Raw genomic sequence first — 20,975 nt, 5'->3', positions numbered from 1 at the left:
GGCGGAGAGTTACGGACTCGCTATTTACCCAGGGCCAGTAGCAGGAGCATGATGCGGGAATGTCTGATACCAGGACCGCGCTGCGGATCTGCCCGTTGTGCGAGGCCACCTGCGGCCTGACGCTCACCATCTCCGGCGGCCGGGTGACCGGCGCCCGCGGCGACCGCGACGACGTCTTCAGCGCGGGCTTCATCTGCCCGAAGGGGGCGAGCTTCGGCGAACTCGACAACGATCCCGACCGGTTGACACGGCCCCTCGTCCGGCGTGACGGGGTGCTGAGCGAAGCCACCTGGGACGAGGCGTATGCCGTCGTCGCGGACCGCCTGGGCGAGGTCATTCGCGAGCACGGCGGCTCATCCGTCGGCGTGTACTTCGGCAATCCGAACGCACACACCATCGCGGGCAGTCTGTACGCGCCGCTGGTCATCCGCGGGCTCGGCACCCGGCAGGTGTACAGCGCGAGCACGCTCGACCAGATGCCCAAGCACGTCGCGCTCGGCCTGATGTTCGGCAGCCCGCTCGCGTTCACGGTGCCCGATCTCGACCGCACGGACTACCTCGTCATCATCGGCGCGAACCCGTTGGTGTCCAACGGAAGTCTGGCCACTGCTCCCGATTTTCCGGGCAAGCTGCGGGCGCTCCGCAAGCGCGGCGGCCGGCTCGTCGTGATCGACCCCGCCCGCACGCGCACCGCCGAATTGGCTGACCGCCATCTCGCACCGCGGCCCGGCACCGACGCGGCACTGCTGTTCGCCGTGGTGCACGCGCTGTTCGAAGAGAATCTCGTCGCAACGGATCTCGGCGGGATCGCAGCACACGTCAATGGTCTCGACGAGGTTCGAGCGCTGGCCGACGACTTCGCACCGGAGGCAGTCGCGTCGTACTGCGGCGTATCCGCCGACGACATTCGCACGTTGGCCCGTGAGATTGCAGCGGCGCCGACGGCGGCCGTGTATGGCCGAATCGGCACTTCCACAGTGGAATTCGGTACTGTGACCAGCTGGTTGGTCGACGTGATCAACATCCTGACCGGCAACCTGGACCGACCGGGCGGGGCGATGTTCCCTCTCGGCGCGACGGCTCCCGCACCCCGCCCGCCAAAGCCAGGCAAAGGATTCCGCATCGGGCGTTGGCACAGCCGCGTCTCGGGCTACCCCGAGGCGCTGTCCGAACTTCCCGCCGCCGCGCTCGCCGAGGAGATCGACACCGCGGGCGAGGGCCAGATCAAGGCGATGGTCACGATCGCCGGAAACCCGGTGCTGTCAGCACCGGACGGCGATCGGCTCGACCGCGCGCTCGAGAGCGTCGGTTTCATGCTGAGCATCGACCCGTACCTCAACGAGACCACCCGTCATGCCGACGTGATCCTGCCCCCGCCCCCGCCCGCGCAAAGCGCTCATTTCGACGTCGCGCTGAACAACCTCGCGGTGCGCAACAACGTGCGCTACTCGCCGCCCGCTCTGCCACTGGACGCGCGGCCCGACGAGCCGGAGATCCTGTCGCGCATCGCGTTGATTCTGTACGGCCTCCCACCCGACGGCGATGTCGCGCTGGTCGACGATCAGGTCATCGCGACGACGTTGACCAAGGAAACTGCCGACCCGGACTCGCCCGTCGCCGGCCGCGCGGTCGACGAACTGACCGCCATGCTGATCGAAGGTCCCGGCTACGAACGACGCCTGGACATGATGCTTCGGCTCGGGCCCTACGGCGATGCGTTCGGCGCCAACCCCGGCGGGCTGACCCTCGAGCGACTCAAGGCCACCCCGCACGGCATCGACCTGGGCCCGTTGCAGCCTCGAATTCCTGAGGTACTTCGAACCCCAACGGGGCGAATCGAACTCGCGCCGCAGCCGCTGATCGCCGACGTGGAGCGGCTGCGCGACTCGGTCGGCCGCAACGACGACCGGTTCATCCTGATCGGTCGGCGCCATCTGCGCTCCAACAACAGCTGGATGCACAACCTGCCTGCGCTGTCCGGCGGCACCAACCGGTGCACCCTGCAGATCCACCCCGACGATGCCGCCGATCTCGGGCTCACCGACATTGCGATCATCAAGGGCCCGGGTGGCGAGCTCGTCGCGCCGGTCGAGGTGACAGACGGCATCCGGCGCGGTGTGGTGTCGCTGCCGCACGGGTGGGGCCATGACCGCGACGGCACGGGACAGCAGCTCGCGGCCAGCCAGGCCGGTGTGAACGTCAATCAACTCAACGACGGCACTCATCTCGACCCGCTGTCGGGCACCGCTGTGCTCAACGGCATCCCGGTCGATATCGCACCCGCAGGCTAGGGGTCATTGAGCGCGGCGCGCACGTGGCCGCGCGCTTTCTCGAGCCTCGCTGCGGCCTCGTTCGCGTCTATGTCCGCCAGCAGCGCGACGATCGCGGTCTTGGCGTGACCTTCGGCTTTAGTCAGCGCCTGCGTTGCCTCGTCTTCGTCGACACCCGCCGCGTCGCGAACGATACGCACCGCGCGGCGGCGCACCTTCGCGTTGGTCAGTCGCACGTCGACCATCCGCGGTCCGTAGGCCTTGCCGAGTGCGATCATCACGCTTGTCGATAGCGCGTTCAGCACGATCTTTTGCGCGGTTCCGGCGGTCAGCCGGGTGGAGCCGGCGAGAACCTCAGCGCCGGTGAGCAATTCGATCATATGGTCGGCGGATGCCTCGCTGCCCGCGTTGTTGACGATCGCGATGGTCAGTGCGCCTTGGGCGCGGGCGTGGTCGAGCGCTTGTACGACGTACGGCGTCCGTCCCGACGCCGTGATCCCGACGACCGCGTCGGCGGCGGTCAGGTCTTCGAGGTCTTCGGCGTCGAAGCTGTCCTCCGCGCCCTCGATCGCCTCGGTCAATGCCGTTGGCCCACCAGCAATTACGCCGCGCACGAGGTCGGTGCCGAACGTGGGTCCGCATTCGGCCGCGTCGAGCACGCCGAGTCGGCCCGGCGTTCCGGCGCCGACATAGATCAGGCGGCCACCGTTTTCGAGCCGCCGAGCGATCTGCTCCGCCGCCTGGGCGATGCGCGGGACCGCTGCTCGTACCGCGTGATGTGCCTCGCCTTCGGCGTCGACGAGCAGCCTGACGATCTCGTGGATCGGCCTGGCGTCGAGGTCGTGGAGGTCTTCGCGGACGCCCTCGGTGGCGAGAGCGTCAAGACGTTGTGTCGTAACGGCTTTCGCATGCACGCGGATGACGTACGGCTCGTGGATCGCCGTTAGTCGCAGCGCGCCGTCGAGCGCGTCGCCGGCGGGCGGGACCGCGTTGAGCCTGCCGGTCAGCGCGTGGAAGCCGGCGAGACCACCGGTTACCGCGAGCGGGCCCGTTGCTACGGCTTCGACGGTGGTTGTGAGGGCCTCGGCGGCGGCGGCGACGATTTCTCTTGCCACGGCGTCGTCGTGGGCGTTCAGCACGTCAGGCGCGAAGGCGGCGATAGCGGCGGCGTCGTGGAGTTGCATCGGCCACGTCTGCGGCGGGCCGAAGCGGGCGCGGGCGGCGTCGAGCAGCGCGGTGGACGGGCCGCGGCCGTCATGGGCTTTGAGCGCCGCGCGCAACCCGGCGGCGCCGATCCACGCGCCGCCGCCCTCGTCACCGAGCCAGGGGCCCCAGCCGTCGGCCGTCCTTAGTGCGCCGTCGGCGTCGATCGCGAGCGCGGCAACCCCCGTGCCCACGATCAATACGACGCCGGGCTGCCCGTCGTGTGCACCGGCGTGCGCGGTGATGGCGTCGCTGGTGACCGCGACACTTTTGGCGCCCAGCGACGTCAGCAGCGTCTGGCCCAATGCACGGGCTGCGTCGGGCGCCGCGAATGCTCCGGCCGCGCCGACAATCACGTCGTCGAATGGGCCGAGCTCGCGGGCAGCGGTAACGATCGCCGACTCGGCGGCTCTTACGCCGCCAGGTGTGGCGAGTCCGGGTGCGCCCGCACCCTCGGCCCTCCGGCCGGCGACTGCGGCGCGGCAGGACGTCTTGCCGAGGTCGACGGCGAGGATCATCGCGGCCATCCTTCCACGGGAGTCGGCCGTTGCGAATTACATCGGCCACACGCGCCTCGACGAGGAAGAGGCACCCTTTGTGCCCGCCTCCGAGCGACAACTCGACCCGTCGAACCTTTGCGGCGCCTTTGTCGCTCGAAGGCGGGCAAGTCGCCCCTCGCCCAGTTTGCCGTGACGCGAGTGATCAGGGCCAGGCAGCGTGCGGCTAGTTAAGGTAGCGGCGCGCGCCCCAGTAGTCCCCGTCGAGTCGAACCGGGGTGATGCGGACCGGTTCAGACTTGTCGAATGCCTCGATCATGGTGCCGTCCCCGTAGTACATCGCCACATGGTGGATGGCGTCATAGTCGGCGGGGTTCGTGAGGTCGTTCGAGTAGAACAGCAGATCGCCCGGTTGCAACGCCGTCTTCTCGACCGCGCGGCCCCGGGTATCGGCGGCTTGCGGTCCGGCGTCGCGCGGCAGCGTAATGCCGTGTACCTCGTAGGCAGTGGCGGTGAGGCCGGAGCAATCAATCCCGAACCCGGACCAGCCGCCCCACACGTACGGGATGCCGAGGAACGTGGCGGCGTATCGGACCACATCCGCTCCGGTGGGATGCGGTATGTCCGTGGGCTTTTGGTAGACCGTCGCCGCTTGAGCGTCCAGCCATTTAGGGCCGCGATCGGGAGTGGACACCTGAATGGCTTTTTCGGTGCGATTCAGGATCGGAAGCCTTGTGTTGGCGCTGATTTCGAGATCCTTGTTTGCGAGGCCGGGTTCCCGGTACAGCCAGCTGGTCTTGCCGTGATCCGCCAGCGCGAAGGGACCGTATCCTTTCAATGCGCCGTAGCCGGCGTCGATTGCCAACTGCGACCTAGGAATCCAGCCGGGGTAGCCCCGAGGGTCCTTCGGCGTGGCCTGGTCTGGGACGCGTACCTCGTCCCAGTCGCCTTGTTCCCGCACCACGATCACGCGGTCGCCGTAGAGGACCTGCGTCTGGTCAAGCTCGTCGGAGGTGAGCGCTTCCTGCTGGTCCTGCGTCATGGCAGACACCCAACCACGAATGTCGACCGGGTTGGTCAGTGCGGGGTGGTCGACCGGGCGCGGACTTTGCGGCGAGGTCCACACGGTGGCCACCGCCACCGTCACGTACGCGTTCTGGGGTGCCGCCGCGGAGACCTCGGGAGCTGCCGTCAGCCCGAGAAACAGCACACCGACAAGCGCTGTGCGGGTCGCGGCACCGTTCATGTCCGTCGACGTTATCCGAGACGGCTCAACGCGCCGAATTGACGCGCGGCGATTCGGCTACTGAGCGACGCCGAGATCCCGCGGCCCGTCGATGAGCTGCTGGCGCATATGGACGAGCACATCCTCGGCCATGTCGAAGCCGCCGAGATGGCTCTCGGAGCGCACGGTGAGCTCGGCGTCTTGCAGGCGCGTGACGGCAGTGTGGACGCCGGCGATCGGGACGACGTGGTCGGACTGGCCGTGCCACCACCGCACCGGCACCTTGACATCGATCAGCCGAAAACCCCAGTCGCGGCCGAGAAGTCGCGCATCGTCGACCATCGCCAGGCAGCGTCCGCGGAAGGCGTTGACCATGTCGTCGACGAAGATCGCCTCGACTTCGGGATCGTCGAGGACCTTGCGGTCGACCTCGGGCCACATCCGCATGTAGACGCGATAGGCGTAGTGCGCGAACGGAATCAGCGGCGCGAGCAGGATGGTGGCGATCACCGCCAGCGGCCGGCGTAGCTGCGTCAGGATCGGGCCGAAGCGACGGGCGATCTCGGTAGCACCGGCGCGGGTGGCCTCGGGCCCCACCGCCGGGACGGTGCCGTCGAGCACACCGACGGCGGCAACCCGGTCGACCATGGGCGGCAGCGCGCCGCATGCCAGCGCGTAGGGCCCGCCGCCGGACATGCCCACGACGGCAAGCTTTTTGGCGTCCAGAGCATCGGCGACTTGCGCCATGTCGGCGACCCATTCGCTGACCGAGGAGTAGCGATGCGAATCGGACAGCCCGGTGCCCGGGCGTTCGATGACGATGACGCGCAGGCCGAGTCGTTCGGCGGCGCGTCGGCCCTTTGCGAGGAACTGGCGTCGCGCGCCGAGTGTGCCGTGGAACCACAGCACGACTGGGCCGTCGGGATCACCGAACTCGGCGTAGCCGAGGCGGCGGCCGTCGACGAGATGGAACTGACCCTCGGCCCGCGGCTTTTCGACGCGCGGTACGCCGGGCGGGTGGTGCAGTGGGTTGTCCATCAAGTTTCAGACTAGGCGACCGTTTGACCCCTAGGTGAAGACCACATGCCCGGTTACGCGCACTGTTGGGCAGGAGTTCCCGCGTGATTCATCGCGGCTTTGTCGCCGTGACAAGATGCGTCGGCGTCCACGGTCCGCCGTACCACATTCGCCACCCGACGCTGGTGCGCGCGACGTGCTGCCAGCCGAGGTGTCGAAGGTGCTCGGCGTGCTGTTTGGTTTCCCACAGGTCGGCGATGGCGAGCCGGCCGCCAGGCTTCAAGAAGCGAATGGCCTCGTTCAGCGCGGCACGTCTGCCCTCACGCCTCGGGATGTTGTGGATCGCGAGGCTGCTGACGATGACGTCAAACGTGTTGTCGCCGAATGGAAGTACGGTCATGTCGCCGGTGTGCAATTCGATACGGTCTGCGACACCTTCGATTTCGGCGTTGGCGAGTGTTGCCGACGACGAGTTCCCGGTCTGGTCGGCCTGCCAAATGTCGACGCCGACGGCTTTGCCGTTGGGCAGACGTTTAGCCGCGGCCAGCAGCACCGCGCCGCGGCCGCAGCCCATGTCGAGCACGGTCTCGTCGCCCTCGAGGACGAGTTCGTCGAGGATCCGCTGCCAGACCTGGAATTTGCCGCGTTTGGTCGCGTGGATGTAGAGCGCGGTGCTCGCCGCGATTCCGATGGACGAGGCACCTGTGAACGCGGCGACGAGGCGCTTGCCGCGAGACGCGCTGAGCACAGATGTTGCCGCCAACGCCGCGGACCCGATACCGATGCCGATCGCCTGCCCGCGGGCGGAGATGAGCTTGAACGAACCGTCGATTCCATAGTCGCCCTTGTGATCTGGCGGCATCGCGTGTTCTGGCATATCGACGTGCTCCTCCACTGGCCGGCGCTCGACTGTGCCCAGCCTATGTCGGTGACTGGTTGGCGTGCGCGACCCCGCCTAAACTTCGGCATGTGGAACTGCGTGTAGACACCGCCGACGTGCAGGCAATGGCCGCGCGATGGGGGGTTTCCGCGGGTGAGCTGCATCAAACGCAAGCGCCGAGCGGCCTAGGCCTGTCCTGTCAGGCCAGCGCGGCGGCCGTGGACGCCGCCCACATCGACGTCGCAGCCTTCGTCACCGGCTTGGCTGCGCGTGTTCATGGGCACGCCAGTGGCGTCGTTGGGGCCGATGCGAACTACCTCGCGCAGGAGGCCGAATCCGCCACCGCGTTGTCGGCGCTCAGCGAGTAACCGATGGCGGCGGTCGTTCCCGGTCTGTCAGCTCTGCTGACGTGGCCGACCGATCATCTCACCGAGGCCGCCAGTCATTGGGAGGCCGTCGGTGAGCGTAGCTATGGGCTGGCCCACGACGTCTGGAGCGACGCGCTTGCGTCCGACTGGCAAGGCGAGGCGGCCGAGGCGCTGCGGACGACGACGCACTCCGACATGCTGACCACCAGCGGGGTGGTCGATCAGCTGCAAGACGCCGCGAGCGTGGCGCGAAGCGGAGCCTCGGATTTGGAAGCGGCCCGCTCACAGGTCCGCTACGCCGTCGAGGATGCACGCTCCGCGGGATTCGACGTGAGCGAAAATCTTTCAGTCACCGACCGGACGACGGGCGGGTCGGTCGCGCAGCGCGCTGCCCGTCAGGCCGCGGCTCAAGCCTTCGCGGGTGAGATCGGCGGCCGGGCAGCGCAATTGGTGAGCACGGATGCCCAGGTTGCGGCGAGGGTCACCGCTGCAATGGCCGGCGTGGGGTCGACGTTCCCCAACATCCCGTCGGGCAATGGGCAGATTCACGCGGTCGACAACCGGACGTTTAAGCAAGACCCATCATTACCAGTCAATCCAAAAGACATGACAGAAGCGGAGGCGCGCGCGGCGTGGGCCGCCGTCAACGCCGATATCAACGCTTGGAACGCGCGGTGCGGACGCACCTTTATCTTGCCGACCGAGCAGTCAGGATACGACTCATGTATCGCCGACAAGCAGCCGTTATTGGACAGACAAGCCGCAATAAGGGCTCGGTTACACGAGCTCAAGGTGCCAATCGAAGGCGAAGAGCCCGCGCAGCATCCTGATACAGCCGACCCCCCATTTCCGCCACCACAACGGATCAACGGGTACACAGGCCATGGACAAGAGCAGATCGAGGGTCGAGATGGGCACGGCGTGAATGACCGAGCGCTGCAAGACGCCGTACAAAATCCGACCTCGCCGCCGAGTTATCAGATCAATGACAAGGGCCAAGGTGCATACCTTTATCAGGGTAAAGACGCGTCCGTGGTCTTGAATAAGGACGGGCAAGTGGTAACCGCCTGGGCGAACAACCACAACGGCTGGAGGTATTAATGAAAAATGCTCTGGATGCTTTGCCGTCCGAATCCTCCGCAGTTATCGAGGAAGAGTTAGGCAAAGCTGATCCCAATTTGCTTGCGCAGCTGCGCAGCACGCACGAACCTACGAACGAGCAACGTGGGGCCGTGAACGAATTACTTGCGAGAGCGGTGGTCAGGAACATGGGTGACGACTGGGTGCCCAACGCGCAGGGATTGGCAGTCGAACGCGCGGTGAAGGCCTTCCTCGAAAAGTGGCCCTTGAATGTTTAATCGGTTAATGCCCGCTCAACCACGCCTCGCAGAAGCGTTGAAGCGATGGCCGATCTGAGCAATATGGCTCAAGACGCATTACGCGCCGACATTCTCGCGGTCGGCGTCGACGACTTTGTCTCCATGGCTGACGTAAAGGGAATAGTCGACAATGACGGCTTGGCCGCCTCGCCGGCCGACGTTCAACGACTCACGGTGGACACGATCCGATCGCTTCTTGTCGACGGGCTGGTCGAAGTGGGCGTCCTAGCCAGCTCGGATAGCCGGGACTTCGGCAGGTGGCCGGGGACCGTGGACGAGGTGATGACACGGTTTAACGACCGCTTTACCGCGCTTTACGAAGATCGACATGAGTGGGCGTACAAGATCTGGCTCAACCTCACCGCGAAGTGCCGGCAGGTCTCAAACGCCCGCGGTGGTGACGGACCCGAATAACTTCGATGATGTGCAGCAGGATGCTACGCTTGTAGCAGTCTGCTACATCAGGAGCACTCATGACGAACATCGCGGACCGAGTTACTCGCGTCGCGGCCGATCTCATGGACAGCGCCGCCGCTGAGGGCGCGCGACAGAGCCGCTCGGCCAAGCAGCAGCTGGACCACTGGGCCCGCGTGGGACGCGCGGTGTCGACGCAACAGACGGCGGCACGACGACGGGTTGAGGCAGCGCTGGCCGGCGAACTGGAACTTCGCGAACTCAGCGTCGAAGAAGGCGTCGTGCTCAACGCTGAGATTGCGGCCTCCATCCAAGAGAATCTCGCGGCATCGGACTACGGCAAAGTCCTGGCTGCGCGGGGCATCACCACTGTGGCTCTCGACGACGAAGGTGACATCGTCGAGCACAGGCCTGACGGCTCCTCAATTGTGTTGTCCGCGAACCAACCTCGTCGGAGGAAGGCGAAGCCTGCGCCGAAGCGATGAAGCGGCTTGATCTTGTCGTCGGACCCAACGGCGCCGGCAAGTCGACGTTCGTCGAACTTACGCTCGCACCGCTGCTGCCGGGCAGCCCATTCGTCAACGCCGACGAGATCGCCAAGCAGCGTTGGCCCGATGATCCGGCCGCGCATTCCTACGACGCCGCGCGGGTCGCAGCGGCGACGCGAACCAAGCTCATCGAGCTGGGCGTGTCGTTCATCGCCGAGACGGTGTTCTCCCATCCGTCGAAGGTAGAACTGGTCGACGCCGCTCGGGCAGCGCATTACACCATCGTCTTGCATGTTCTGATCATTCCCGAGGAGCTTGCGGTCGAGCGCGTCCGGCATCGGGTTGCCGCCGGCGGACACAGCGTCCCCGAGGACAAGATTCGCGAACGCTATCAACGTCTTTGGGGGTTTGTCGCTGTCGCCATGACCCGTTCTGACTCGGCGACCGTGTATGACAGCAGCGGAATCAAGGGCCCGCGAATCGTCGCGCAAATCAACGATGGCTTCCTTGTCGGCTCGCCGGCCTGGCCGCGGTGGACACCTGCCGTACTTCGAGAAGTCTGCAAGGCCTAGCGCCAGATGGACGGATTCGCCATACATACCCCCCCTTATAGAGTGGCGGTGTGTATGGCGCCGAGCTTCTGCGATCGGCGGTCAATCTGTACTTTCGGCCGGCCGCGATCGACCGAGATATCGATGCGTTGCGTAACGCTGGCTATCGCATACTCACTGCCGACACGTCAGCCTGGGTAGATGTGGCCCACATGCATGACGGTCTGGCTCAAATGTTCGATTTCCCTCGGCACTACGGGCACAACTGGTCTGCGCTCAACGACTGCTTGAGTGATATGCGGGCTCTTGATCAAGACCTGCCTGCCGGCACGTTGAGAGTGGTGTTGGCGCTCAGGCGGTTTGACACCTTCGCATCCCGGTATCCCGAAGCGGCTCATCACCTACTCGACATCTATGCCCTAAACCAGCGGGACGCACTGATCGTCGGCGATCATTTGATTTGCCTTGTGCAGTCAGATGATCCCGGCCTGCAGTTAGCACCGGTGGGTGCCACGGAACCGCAGTGGAATCGCGACGAGTGGTTGGATAGTAAACGCGGTCTTTAAGCACTGCCAGCGAAGACGGACTGCGCTGAGGCGAGCAACGTCCCTGCCACACAGCATGATCGAGCATACGACCGATGCCCCACGCGCGTACTTAGCAATCCCTTGGCGTGATGCCGGGTGGGGGTGCCTAGTCGTCGGTCGCAACAATGACGTGGAGAACGTTGGTGCGACGGTCGATCGTGATCAACTCGTGGAATCCAAAGCCCATTCCGGAGATCCAGCCGCACTCGTGTTCGTTGCCCTCACGAGGCACGACAAGTCGGTAGATCTCGTCTGCACCAATGACCAGCGGACTGGTCCACGCCGCCACGATTTCGTGCGACTCGCGTATTTCCGCAATGAATGTGGCGTCGACTTCGGGATCTGCCATCCAATCGTGGAGGACTTGTAACGCCTCGGACGCCGAGCACGGACGAAATCCCTCGACTGTAAGCGTCTCCAGCCGGTAGGGACCGTGTACGCCCTTCGCCGGTCCGGTCCATGGACTGATGAACATGTCGTGATAACGAGGGTGACGCAAGACGGCGTCGATCAATTCGGCAGCCGAAGGTTGTCCGTCGAATTCAAATCTCAGTAAGTTGCAAAAGCTGTACGTGCTGTCAGCAAGATGCACAAGGGTGTCACCTGTTAGGCGCAGTGCATGATCCGGCTTCGTCACGACTCAACTGTAACGACGTTGACCACCGATTTTATGCAGGCAATTCACACTGCCGACTGGCCATATTCACCTTGGTTGCCTTGCAATCCGGCTGCGCAGCCTCGCACATTCGCTCCACCGCTCAGCTCAGCACGCGGTTGCTCTCCTGACCGCGCGCCGCTTCCAGCGCCAGCGCGACTTGGGCCAGCCAGATGTTGTCGTCCAGCGGCCGTCCGGTGAGTTCGGCGAATCGGCGCAACCGGTAGTTGACGGTGTTGCGGTGACAGTGCAGCTCGTCGGCGGTAGCCGCGACGGACTGGCCGCGCCGTAGCCAGGTGTCGACCGCGGTGAGGATTGGTTCGCGCCGTTCAATCGGCAATTCGAGTAACGGCCCCAGAGTGGCTGTTACTACCGATGCGGCAGCGTCCGGCGAGCTCGCGAGCAACACCGCCATGACATCCCGGTCGTAGCGAACAGTCGGGCGTGCGGCCGAGCACGCCGACGCGGCGACTTGAGCTTGGGCGCGTGCTTTCGAGCAGTCAGCGATGTCAGTAAAGGGGCCGCTGAGGCCGATCGTGACGGGCATGTCGGCGCAGATATCGCTGGCAATACCGTCGAGAGCGTCGGCGCGGTTCGGCCGAATCGACACGACCCCCAACTGCGCATGCGACGTGAGGCGAAACCACGAGTCGTAAACAGCCGGGTGCGCCGAGATCAGCGTTTCGATGTCAGGAGGCGAATGCTGGACTGAAGGCTCCGCGCTGGTCGCCGCAATGATGGAGAGCTGACCTGTTCGCGGCAGGCCGAGGGCAGCGACCGCATCCCAGAACGGCGCTCCCATGCTGGACTCGTTGAACAGCACCGTGTCAAGCAACGCCGCGCGCACTTGCTCGTTGCGTCGCGCGTCGCGGATGTCGATCTCGCGGAAAACCGCGTGTGCGCGAAGCGAATTGGTGTTCATCCAGGCGAAGATAGACGGTGTCGCCGCAATGAGGGCTTCCTTATCGATTTCGCCGGTGCCCGCGAGGCGTGCCAGCTCGTCCCAGATAGCTGCCGCCCCTAGGCGGTAGGCGTGCAACAGATTCGACAACGTCAGACCTTGGCTAGCACGATGACGAATGGCGGAATCGAAACTGGGATGGCCGGGTTCAGCACCCCGGTCAATCCAGTCGAGCATCTCTTCCAGATAATCGGCGATGTTGTCGCGGACAGATTCGCCGCTGTCGTCACTGCTGGGAAGGTAGTCCGGGACTTCCGTGCGAAGCAGAGTCAGCACCTTCGTCACGATCTCGTCCGAACGTTGCCGCACACGATCGACGAGCACCGTCGACGGTCGCTGCTGCAACATGTATCGAATCGTAGAGCGCAACGCGTCGTTGTGCGTGGGCACAAGGTTCGCGATCACGACTTTGGGCTGCCGTTCATTGTGAAGCCCACGCCCGGCAAGCACGATTCATGTCATGAACGCCGCCCCTGAGCAGACCATCGTTTTGGTCCACGGCCTGTGGATGACACCGTTTGCGTGGGAGGACTGGGTCGCGCACTACCGCGCTCGCGGCTTCTCCGTCCTCACACCGGGCTACCCCGGCGTAGCCCCCGGTCCGGCCGGAGTCGCGGCATTGCGGGAGAACCCCGAGCCGTTGGCCGACCTCGGGGTGCGGGAGGTGTTCGACCATCTCGCCGAAATCATCGACGAACTCGCTGAGCCACCGATATTGATGGGCCATTCCTTCGGCGGCACCTTCGTCCAACTCCTGCTCGACGCCGGCTACGGGCGCGCCGGGGTGTCGATCGACGGTGCCACCGTCAAAGGCGTTAAAGCTCTGCCGTTCTCGGAGGTCCGGGCTACATTTCCGGTATTGAAAAACCCCGCCAACCTGCACCGCGCGGTGCCCATCACACCCGAGCAATTCCATTACGCGTTCACCAACACACTCACCGAAGCCGACTCCGCGATCGCCTATGAGCGGTACGCGGTTCCGGTGCCGGCGCGCATCTTGTTCCAGGGCGGCCTGGCCAACGTCACGCCCCACGCGGCCACCACCTACAACTTCGCCAACGACGACCGCGCGCCGCTGTTGTTCATCGCCGGCGGTCACGACCACATCCTGCCGCCCGCGGTGCAGCACGAGAACTACGCGAAAAACGCCAAGCACTCGGCCGCGATCGCCGCCTACAAGCTCTTCCCTGAGCGAGACCACTTCACCTGCGGCGCACCGGGATGGGAAGAAGTCGCCGACTTCGCCTTGAGCTGGGCGCTGAACCCCGTGCCCGGGGAACTCGACTAACTCTCTTCTTACCTGCATGAAAGCGACGGCCATCCATGACCACAGTGCGCGACGCCATCCTCGACCTGTTCCGCTCACACAATCTGACCACCTGGTTCGGCAACCCCGGCTCGTCGGAATTAGCTCTGCTGCAAGACTTTCCCGACGACTTCCGCTACTTCTTGGGCCTGCAGGAAATGATCCCGGTCGGCATGGCCGACGCCTACGCGCAAGTCACCGGCCGTCCCGCCCTGGTCAATCTGCACACCGCACCGGGCATGGGTAACGCACAAGGCCAGATCTACAACGCCTACGTCAACAAGACGCCGCTGATCATCACCGCGGGCAACCAGCGCCGCAACATGCAAAACCAGTACTGCCTGCTGACCAACCACGAACCCGTCACGGTGCCTAGACCGTTCATCAAGTGGGCGGCCGAACCCGCAATTGCGAGCGAATCCCCCGCCGTACTGGCCCGGGCCATCCACCTGGCCACCACCCCGCCGATGGGCCCGGTGTTCGTTTCGCTGCCGATGGACGACATGCCGATCGAGCTGACCGACGACCAGCTCGCCGACATCGCGGTGGTGCGCGATCGCACCGTGACCCACGCGGCGGGGTTCCCGACCGAGTTGGCCGAGCAGGTCGGCGCCCAACTCGACGCAGCGACGTCGCCGGCGATCGTCGTGGGTGGCGATATCGACCGCTACGACGCCTACGACGCGGTGATCGAGCTGGCCGAGCGCACCGAATCACCGGTGTTCACCGCACCATTGACCGGTTGGAGCGGGTTCCCGGAGAATCACCGGCTCTACCACGGCGCGCTGCCGCCCGGGGCGGGCTGGATCTCCGGACTTCTCGCCGGCCACGACCTGATACTCACGATCGGGACGCCGGTGTTCCGCTACTACCCGCTGGTGCCAGGGCCCTACCTGCCTGAGGGTGCTCGCTTGATCCAGATCACCAACGATCCCGACGAGGCCGCCCGCGCGCCCGTCGGTGACGCGATCGTCGCCGACATTCGCACCGCCGCAAAAGCTTTGGCGGCGGCGGTGAAACCCACCCAGCGCTCCGCGCCCGCGCCGCGCGCTGCGGCCCCCGAACGGGTCTCGGAGCAGGTACCGCTCAAGCCCGCGGATCTGTGGACCGCCGTCGCTCACGCCGCACCCGCGGACACGCTGTGGGTCAGTGAAGCCGGCAGCAACGAGATTGCGATGACCGACAGCATCCGTCCGGGCAATCCGCGCTCACATCTGTCGGCCGCCGGCGGTGGACTCGGCTGGGGCCTGCCGGCATCGGTCGGCGCGCAAGTCGCGGCTCCCGATCGTCCGGTGGTGTCGTGCATGGGTGACGGCTCCATCCATTACGCGATCACCGCGCTGTGGAGCGCGGCACGCTACAAGGTTCCGCTCACCATCGTCGTGGCGTCCAACGCCGAATACGGCGTGGTCAAAGAGTTCGGCGTCTGGGAGAAGACCCCGAACGTGCCCGGGCTCGACATCCCCGACCTCGACATCGTCGCGACCGCAGCCAGCTACGGCGTCGACGCCCACGAAGCACACAGCTCTGACGAGGTGTTCGAATTGGTCAAAGCCGGCATCGCCGACCGCGACCGTCCCACCCTGATCAACGCCCGCACGACACCCGTGCCCGGTGGATTCGGCAGCTAGGAGACATCTGGTGGATGACACGATCGTTGCGGCGTTCGCCGCGGCACTTCAGGGTAGCGACGCGGTGGTCACCGACGAGGCCACGCTGGCCGAAAACAGTAAAGATTATTGGGGTTTCGGCCAGCAGCCCGGTCTGGTGTTGCGCCCGCGCAGCCGTGACGACGTCGTCGCCGCCGTCAAAGTTGCTGCCGAGCGTGGCGTTTCGTTGGTCACCCGCGCCGGCGCGTCGAATTGCAGTGCCGGGGTCATGGCCGCCGCGGACCGTGCGGTGCTTGACCTGACGCAGATGAATAAGGTTCTCGACATCAACCCGACAGCTCGCACCGCTCGGGTCCAGCCCGGTGTCATCAATTTCGACCTGCAGCAGCAGCTCGCGCCGCACAAGCTGGTGTTCTCACCCGACCCGGTATCGGCGCATCTGGCGAGCGTCGGCGGCAACATCATCGAAAACGCCGGTGGGCCGCACGCTCTCAAATACGGCGTGACCTACAACCACGTCCTCGGTGTCGAGGCGGTTCTGGCTGACGGCACCGTGGTCAACCTCAGCGCGGCCGACGACGGCCCGGATCTGCTCGGGATTCTGATCGGGTCGGAAGGCACGCTGGCGATCCTCACGGAGGCGACCGTCGCGTTGCGCCCGATTGCGCCGGTCACTCGCAGCCTGATGGGCAGCTTCACCACCGCCCGGGAGGCAGCCGAGACCATCTCTGCGATCATCCAGACCGGGACCGTGCCGGCGGCTGTCGAATGGCTCGACCGGGCCGGCATCAACGGCCTGCAGCAGTTCACCGACACCGGCTATCCCACCGACGCCGACGCGATCGTGCTCATCGATGTCGACGGGACCGCCGCCGAGGTCGAGCGCGACGGCGCGATCGTCGAAAAGGTGTTGCGGCAACACGCCACCGAGGTGCGCCGCGCCGATGACGACGACGCCCGCGCCAAGCTCTGGTACGGACGCCTGCACGCTCCGGACGCCGTGGTGCACAGCGGCAAGGGCTTCTTCATCGGCGACGTCACCGTTCCGCGCCAACACATTCCGGAGATGCAGCAGGCAATCCAGGACGCCGCCACCCGGCACTCGGACGCCTTGCTGTTCATCGCAGTGACCGGACATGCCGGGGACGGGGACCTGCACCCGACCACGTTTTACGACAAGGAGAATCCCGACGCGGCCGCGGCATTGGAGGCCGCCAACAACGAAATCATCGAAGCGGCATTGAAGTTGGACGGCACCATCACCGGCGAGCACGGCGTCGGCACCGAGAAGATCCAATTCATGACCAAACGCTTCACCCCGGTCGAGATCGCCGCGCAACGCATCGTCAAGCAGGTCTTCGATCCCGCGCAGACCTTCAACCCCGGCATCATGCTGCCCGAACCCTCACCCGAAGAACCCGCGCTGCCCGCATTCGAAGCCGCCGTGCGCGCCGCACTCGAGGGCCACCCCAGCACCGCGCCCCACGCCGACGGCGACGACACCACGGTCGAGGTCAACACCGGCAACTTGAACCTGACGGTCGGCGCCGCGGTCACCCTCGGCGACCTCACACGCAAACTCCACGAGCAAGGCGTGACCTGCCCGGCCATCCCCACCGAGGGCCTCGACCGCACCGTCGGCGAACTGATTGCCAACGCGACCGGCGAGGAACGCCTCGAGGTGCGCCACGGACTGCTCGGCGTCGAGGTCGTCCTGCCCGACGGCGCCGCGGCCCGCTTCGGCGGCCAAAACATGAAAGACGTCGCGGGCTACGACACCAAACGGCTATTCATCGGCGGCAGAAACGCATTCGGAACCATCACCAGCGCTGTCTTCAAGATTGCCGTCGTACGGTAGAGCGATGTCCTGGCAGATGCATGCCATCGCGACCTACGGGCGACTCGTCCGTCGACCCCGCACCTACGCAACCGAGCGAAGCGCTCGCGCCTATCTCAATCGGCCCAAGCCAAGCGGGGAACCGCCCTCTCGCCTCGCGACGTCGGGTCGATACCATCTGACCAGTGCCACGGTGAACGGATTCGATTGCTACACAGTGCAATCAGCGCGCGGCGAGCCGATATCGCCCCGCGGCCCGTCGGTGATCTACGTCCACGGCGGCGCCTACGTCAACGAAATCCAGCCCGCGCACTGGAAACTCGTCTGCGCGATCGCCGACGCGACCCGGCGCCCCGTACACGTCCCCCTCTACGGACTCGCACCGCAGCACCATGCCGCCGAAGCGATCGACTTTGTCGGGCAGGTGATCAACCAGGCCGCCCACGATGGGCCCACCTACCTGGCCGGTGACTCCTCCGGCGCGGGCCTGGCGCTCGCCGCGGCCCAGGCGACCATCGGCGCCGGAGCCGCCCCGCCGCTCGGGCTCACCCTGATCAGTCCCTGGCTCGACATCGCACTGACCAATCCCGCCATCCCCAGCCTCGCCAAGCGCGACCCCTGGCTCGCGGTTCCCGGCCTACGCGAATGCGGCCGCGTCTGGGCCGGGCACCTACCGGCGGACGATTACCGGGTCAGCCCCATTTTTGGTGCGCTGCACAATCTTCCACCCATCGACCTCTACATCGGCGACCGCGACATCTTCGTCGCCGACTGCCGTCAGCTGCGGGCCAGCGTCGGCGTCGGCCGGATCACCTACCACGAGCAGCCCGGGGCGATTCACATCTACCCGCTGCTGCCGGTTCCCGAAGCCAAGCCCGCACGCCGTGCACTGCTCAGCCACATCGACGCCCTCGTGAAGAGTGACAAACGTTGACCAGTCGCACAGCCGCCCTGCCGCACACCACCGCGCTGGAAAGCCTGCGCTTCACCACGCTGGTGGCACTGCCCAACCTGGCCGAGGGGCTCTTCAGCCGCCGGCCCGCGGTCACCGCCGGGCTCGACCGGGCCGGTGTCGCCCGCCGGGCACACCGGCTGCTGGCCGCGCTGCAGGCGCGCTACGGCGACGGACCGATCTGGGTGAAAGTCGGAGGCAAGCCCACGCTGCTCGTCTTCGGCCCCGATCAAATCCGTGTCGTACTGTCCGGCGCGCCAGCGCCTTTCGCGTCCGACCCCGAGCCCAAGCTCTCCGGAATGAACAGATTCCAGCCGCACGCCCTGACCATCTCACGAGGCGAACACTGGTCCGACCGCCGCCACTTCACCGAGGCTGTCGTGGCGCACGCCACCGGTAGCGGCGCGATCGCCGGCCGCTGCGACAGCGTCGCCGACGAGGAAGCGCGAGCGATGCCCGACACCCTCGACTGGCCACAGTTCCACAGCGTGATACAGCGGATCGCGCGACGAATCATTCTCGGCGACAACGCGACTGACGACCACCAGCTATCGGCGCAACTCGTGACGCTGATGGCCAAGGCCAACCCACCCGGCAAGGGCGACCCCGAGCTTCTCGACACCTTCCTGACCGCGCTGGACCGCTACGTTCACGCCGCGGACGCGCACAGCCTGGTCGGACAATTCGCCGCGGCACCCGCTTCCGACATCACCTACCCGACCCATCAAGTCATCCACTGGATGTTCGCGATGGGCGACACCCTGGCCATCAATCTCTGGCGTTGCCTGGCGCTGCTGGCCACCCATCCCTACGTTCTCCGCAACGCACAGAACGCGATCGACGACCACAGCTACCTCATCGGGTGTATATCGGAAGCGATGCGCCTGTGGCCCAGCACCCCCGCCTTGGCGCGCATTGTTACCGAGCCGACCGAGTGGAACGGCGAGATCGTGCCCGCGGGAACACAGGTCATGATCGTCAACACCTTCAACCACCGCGACACCAGCCGTTTCCCAGACGCCGATCGGTTCGATCCGACGGCGTGGACCCAGGGATCCGCCGGGGCCTCGTGGTCGTTCAACTTCTTCAGTCACGGCCCCCAGGCATGTCCCGGAGCGGACCTGGCGATGCGAATCGGCGTCACTGTCTTGACGGCGTTGCTCAGCGAGCGCAACCCGGCGGCGACCGGTGTGAAGCTCAGCCCGCATGAAACGCTGCCTCTCACGCTCGAAAACTCACGCGTTCGTCTTCGATTGACGCGCCGCTGACGCGTCACCAATCTCCGTAGTGGACAACGGCAGTCCCACGGCGTTGCGCGATGATTGACTGTCTTCTGCTGAAGGAGCAGATCTTGCTTTGATCAGGTGAGTATCCCCTACCGCCGCATCCTGATAGCGTCCGACTAGTGAGGCGCCGCACGCCAGCTCCCCTGCCCCTGCCGAAACGCTTGCTCGCCTCACAGTCTTTTGGGGTTGCGGACGTGTTGATCCGCATCGCGTTCGACCCACTAGGAGCACGGGTGGCGGCCCGTCTCATCGCTGTGGTGAGTCTGATCGTGGCCAGCTTGGTCGCTTGTCAGGATGGGTCACCGTTATCGAAACATGCCGCGCCCACATCAACTTCGGCTTCGCCACGCAATCCGCAACCCATCCGGAGCGATCCAGCGCCGCCGCATGTCGATACCACTCCACCGCCGTCCGACGCTCCGCCGTCACCGCTCGAGCCGTTGCGTCAGTCGAGCGAATGCACCGACATGGAAGTGCAGCCTGGCAGCGACCTTCAGGCTCAGCCGGAATACTTGCGCGCTCTCGACATCAACGAGGCGTGGCATTACAGCCGCGGCCACAACATCAAAGTTGCGGTCGTCGACAGCGGAGTGCGTCCGAACCCGCGGTTCCCGCGGCTAGTCGGCGGCGGTGACTACATGACCGCGGACGGTGACGGGTTAGCGGACTGCGACGGGCACGGCACGCTCGTGGCCTCGATGATCGCCGGCAGTCCGGCGAATCCACCAATACCTGACGGTTTCAGCGGAATCGCACCCGATGCGACCGTTATTTCCATACGCCAGTGGAGTCAAGCGTTCGCCCCGACCAAGCCGCACAACGATTGGTCTGCGCACGCCAGGTCGACCAGTATTCGTACGCTGGCTCGCGCGGTCGTTCATGCCGCGGACTTGGGAGCCGACGTCATCAATATTTCGTCGGTGATCTGCATGAACGCCGACGACATCATCGAGCAATCTGACTTGGGCGCTGCATTGCGGTACGCCGCCATCGATAAAAACGCGGTCATCATCTCTGCGGCAGGCGACACCAGCGCGCCCGGCTGTCAGCAAAACTCTGGTGCGAAGCGACGATCGTCGCGTGTCGACACGGTTGTCAGCCCCGGCTGGTTCAGCGACTATGTGCTCACCGTTGGTGGTGTCGACGCGCACAGCAACGCGGCGCTCCCCTCCAGCGTCGCCGGCCCTTGGGTGTCGATCGCCGCACCCGGCACAGATGTCGAAGGTTTCTCTAACAGCGACAACACCCTCATCAATGCCGTCCAGGGTCCCGGTAACCAGGTACTGCTTCCCATCAGCACCGGCTTTGCAGCGGCGGCCGTCGCCGGCGTAGCAGCGCTGGTGCGCGCTAAGTACCCCAGCATGTCCTCACGTCAAATCATCGACCAGCTGGTACAAACGGCGAAACCGCCGAACGGCGGGCCCGACAACGTAGTAGGCCAAGGCACCGTCGATCCCGTCGCTGCCTTGACCCGGTGGATGCCGTAACA

20 protein-coding genes are annotated in these 20,975 nt (G+C 65.5%); 14 read left to right on the top strand and 6 right to left on the bottom strand.

Annotation, left to right across the window (positions count from 1 at the left end; translation table 11 throughout):
• Positions 1-59: 59 nt before the first annotated feature.
• The gene (locus MKK62_RS14140) at positions 60-2,291 is read left to right on the top strand and encodes a molybdopterin-dependent oxidoreductase (RefSeq protein ID WP_240260294.1); all 2,232 of its coding nucleotides are present in this window, start codon (positions 60-62) and stop codon (positions 2,289-2,291) included.
• Here MKK62_RS14140 and murQ read toward each other — a convergent pair.
• From murQ to MKK62_RS14120, 4 genes are all read right to left on the bottom strand, one after another.
• Complete coding sequence (gene murQ / locus MKK62_RS14135; RefSeq protein WP_240260301.1) at positions 2,288-4,000, bottom strand: N-acetylmuramic acid 6-phosphate etherase; 1,713 nt, start codon at positions 3,998-4,000, stop codon at positions 2,288-2,290. The genes MKK62_RS14140 and murQ overlap by 4 nt on opposite strands.
• A gap of 196 nt (positions 4,001-4,196) precedes the next feature.
• Positions 4,197-5,216 carry a C40 family peptidase gene (locus MKK62_RS14130; protein ID WP_240260303.1) on the bottom strand — a complete coding sequence of 340 codons (1,020 nt, stop codon included), beginning with the start codon at positions 5,214-5,216 and terminating at the stop codon, positions 4,197-4,199.
• Positions 5,217-5,273: 57 nt separating this feature from the next.
• Complete coding sequence (locus MKK62_RS14125; protein ID WP_240260304.1) at positions 5,274-6,233, bottom strand: alpha/beta hydrolase; 960 nt, start codon at positions 6,231-6,233, stop codon at positions 5,274-5,276.
• Positions 6,234-6,321: 88 nt separating this feature from the next.
• Positions 6,322-7,089: a class I SAM-dependent methyltransferase gene (locus MKK62_RS14120; RefSeq protein WP_240260306.1), complete on the bottom strand. Its 768-nt coding sequence runs from the start codon at positions 7,087-7,089 to the stop codon at positions 6,322-6,324.
• A 92-nt stretch (positions 7,090-7,181) separates the two neighbouring features.
• Here MKK62_RS14120 and MKK62_RS14115 point away from each other — a divergent pair, with 92 nt between their 5' ends.
• The 7 genes from MKK62_RS14115 to MKK62_RS14085 are packed head-to-tail and all read left to right on the top strand — an operon-like array spanning position 7,182 to position 10,858.
• On the top strand, positions 7,182-7,460 hold the full coding sequence (locus MKK62_RS14115) for a hypothetical protein (RefSeq protein WP_240260307.1): 279 nt from the start codon (positions 7,182-7,184) through the stop codon (positions 7,458-7,460).
• Between the two features lie 3 nt (positions 7,461-7,463).
• Positions 7,464-8,561, top strand: a complete 1,098-nt coding sequence (locus tag MKK62_RS14110) for a WXG100 family type VII secretion target (RefSeq protein ID WP_240260309.1) — start codon at positions 7,464-7,466, stop codon at positions 8,559-8,561.
• Complete coding sequence (locus tag MKK62_RS14105) at positions 8,561-8,818, top strand: hypothetical protein (RefSeq protein ID WP_240260310.1); 258 nt, start codon at positions 8,561-8,563, stop codon at positions 8,816-8,818. Before MKK62_RS14110 ends, MKK62_RS14105 begins: the two co-directional genes overlap by 1 nt.
• A 45-nt stretch (positions 8,819-8,863) precedes the next feature.
• Positions 8,864-9,253: a hypothetical protein gene (locus tag MKK62_RS14100; protein ID WP_240260311.1), complete on the top strand. Its 390-nt coding sequence runs from the start codon at positions 8,864-8,866 to the stop codon at positions 9,251-9,253.
• Between the two features lie 59 nt (positions 9,254-9,312).
• Positions 9,313-9,738 (top strand): ParD-like family protein, encoded by a 426-nt coding sequence (locus MKK62_RS14095; RefSeq protein ID WP_240260312.1) that lies wholly within the window; start codon positions 9,313-9,315, stop codon positions 9,736-9,738.
• Positions 9,735-10,313, top strand: a complete 579-nt coding sequence (locus MKK62_RS14090; RefSeq protein WP_240260313.1) for an ATPase — start codon at positions 9,735-9,737, stop codon at positions 10,311-10,313. Before MKK62_RS14095 ends, MKK62_RS14090 begins: the two co-directional genes overlap by 4 nt.
• A gap of 50 nt (positions 10,314-10,363) precedes the next feature.
• Complete coding sequence (locus MKK62_RS14085; RefSeq protein WP_240260314.1) at positions 10,364-10,858, top strand: barstar family protein; 495 nt, start codon at positions 10,364-10,366, stop codon at positions 10,856-10,858.
• Positions 10,859-10,985: 127 nt separating this feature from the next.
• On the opposite strand, the gene MKK62_RS14080 is transcribed toward MKK62_RS14085, so the two are convergent.
• Together MKK62_RS14080 and MKK62_RS14075 are read right to left on the bottom strand one after the other, a co-directional pair.
• Entirely contained in the window at positions 10,986-11,516 is a 531-nt protein-coding gene (locus tag MKK62_RS14080; RefSeq protein ID WP_240260315.1) for a hypothetical protein, read from the bottom strand.
• A 121-nt stretch (positions 11,517-11,637) separates the two neighbouring features.
• Positions 11,638-12,843 (bottom strand): PucR family transcriptional regulator, encoded by a 1,206-nt coding sequence (locus MKK62_RS14075; protein ID WP_240260316.1) that lies wholly within the window; start codon positions 12,841-12,843, stop codon positions 11,638-11,640.
• A gap of 112 nt (positions 12,844-12,955) precedes the next feature.
• Between MKK62_RS14075 and MKK62_RS14070 the strand changes: the two genes are divergently transcribed.
• From MKK62_RS14070 to mycP, 6 genes are all read left to right on the top strand, one after another.
• Entirely contained in the window at positions 12,956-13,783 is an 828-nt protein-coding gene (locus tag MKK62_RS14070; RefSeq protein ID WP_240260317.1) for an alpha/beta hydrolase, read from the top strand.
• A 35-nt stretch (positions 13,784-13,818) separates the two neighbouring features.
• A complete protein-coding gene (gene mdlC / locus MKK62_RS14065) occupies positions 13,819-15,432 on the top strand; it encodes a benzoylformate decarboxylase (protein ID WP_240260322.1) in 1,614 nt (537 codons plus the stop codon).
• A 10-nt stretch (positions 15,433-15,442) separates the two neighbouring features.
• Positions 15,443-17,269 (top strand): FAD-binding oxidoreductase, encoded by a 1,827-nt coding sequence (locus tag MKK62_RS14060; RefSeq protein WP_240260329.1) that lies wholly within the window; start codon positions 15,443-15,445, stop codon positions 17,267-17,269.
• Positions 17,270-17,273: 4 nt separating this feature from the next.
• Positions 17,274-18,182, top strand: coding sequence for an alpha/beta hydrolase fold domain-containing protein (locus MKK62_RS14055; protein WP_240260330.1), 909 nt, complete (start codon positions 17,274-17,276; stop codon positions 18,180-18,182).
• Positions 18,179-19,468: a cytochrome P450 gene (locus tag MKK62_RS14050; protein WP_240260335.1), complete on the top strand. Its 1,290-nt coding sequence runs from the start codon at positions 18,179-18,181 to the stop codon at positions 19,466-19,468. Before MKK62_RS14055 ends, MKK62_RS14050 begins: the two co-directional genes overlap by 4 nt.
• Positions 19,469-19,953: 485 nt before the next feature.
• On the top strand, positions 19,954-20,973 hold the full coding sequence (mycP, locus tag MKK62_RS14045; protein ID WP_240260342.1) for a type VII secretion-associated serine protease mycosin: 1,020 nt from the start codon (positions 19,954-19,956) through the stop codon (positions 20,971-20,973).
• Positions 20,974-20,975 lie beyond the last annotated feature (2 nt).

Origin of the sequence: Mycobacterium paraterrae, from assembly GCF_022430545.2 — a bacterium.
Taxonomy (GTDB): Bacteria; Actinomycetota; Actinomycetes; order Mycobacteriales; family Mycobacteriaceae; genus Mycobacterium; species Mycobacterium paraterrae.
Note: the sequence above shows the minus strand (reverse complement) of the source record. Positions and strands in the feature narration are given on the sequence as shown.

Coding starts and splice junctions, on each gene's coding strand:
- MKK62_RS14120 (WP_240260306.1), bottom strand. CDS start 7,089: ATGCCAGAACACGCGATGCCGCCAGATCACAAGGGCGACTATGGAATC.
- MKK62_RS14055 (WP_240260330.1), top strand. CDS start 17,274: ATGTCCTGGCAGATGCATGCCATCGCGACCTACGGGCGACTCGTCCGT.
- MKK62_RS14100 (WP_240260311.1), top strand. CDS start 8,864: ATGGCCGATCTGAGCAATATGGCTCAAGACGCATTACGCGCCGACATT.
- MKK62_RS14075 (WP_240260316.1), bottom strand. CDS start 12,843: ATGTTGCAGCAGCGACCGTCGACGGTGCTCGTCGATCGTGTGCGGCAA.
- MKK62_RS14140 (WP_240260294.1), top strand. CDS start 60: ATGTCTGATACCAGGACCGCGCTGCGGATCTGCCCGTTGTGCGAGGCC.
- MKK62_RS14110 (WP_240260309.1), top strand. CDS start 7,464: ATGGCGGCGGTCGTTCCCGGTCTGTCAGCTCTGCTGACGTGGCCGACC.
- MKK62_RS14130 (WP_240260303.1), bottom strand. CDS start 5,216: ATGAACGGTGCCGCGACCCGCACAGCGCTTGTCGGTGTGCTGTTTCTC.
- MKK62_RS14070 (WP_240260317.1), top strand. CDS start 12,956: ATGAACGCCGCCCCTGAGCAGACCATCGTTTTGGTCCACGGCCTGTGG.
- MKK62_RS14105 (WP_240260310.1), top strand. CDS start 8,561: ATGAAAAATGCTCTGGATGCTTTGCCGTCCGAATCCTCCGCAGTTATC.
- MKK62_RS14090 (WP_240260313.1), top strand. CDS start 9,735: ATGAAGCGGCTTGATCTTGTCGTCGGACCCAACGGCGCCGGCAAGTCG.
- murQ (WP_240260301.1), bottom strand. CDS start 4,000: ATGGCCGCGATGATCCTCGCCGTCGACCTCGGCAAGACGTCCTGCCGC.
- MKK62_RS14095 (WP_240260312.1), top strand. CDS start 9,313: ATGACGAACATCGCGGACCGAGTTACTCGCGTCGCGGCCGATCTCATG.
- mycP (WP_240260342.1), top strand. CDS start 19,954: ATGGAAGTGCAGCCTGGCAGCGACCTTCAGGCTCAGCCGGAATACTTG.
- mdlC (WP_240260322.1), top strand. CDS start 13,819: ATGACCACAGTGCGCGACGCCATCCTCGACCTGTTCCGCTCACACAAT.
- MKK62_RS14125 (WP_240260304.1), bottom strand. CDS start 6,233: ATGGACAACCCACTGCACCACCCGCCCGGCGTACCGCGCGTCGAAAAG.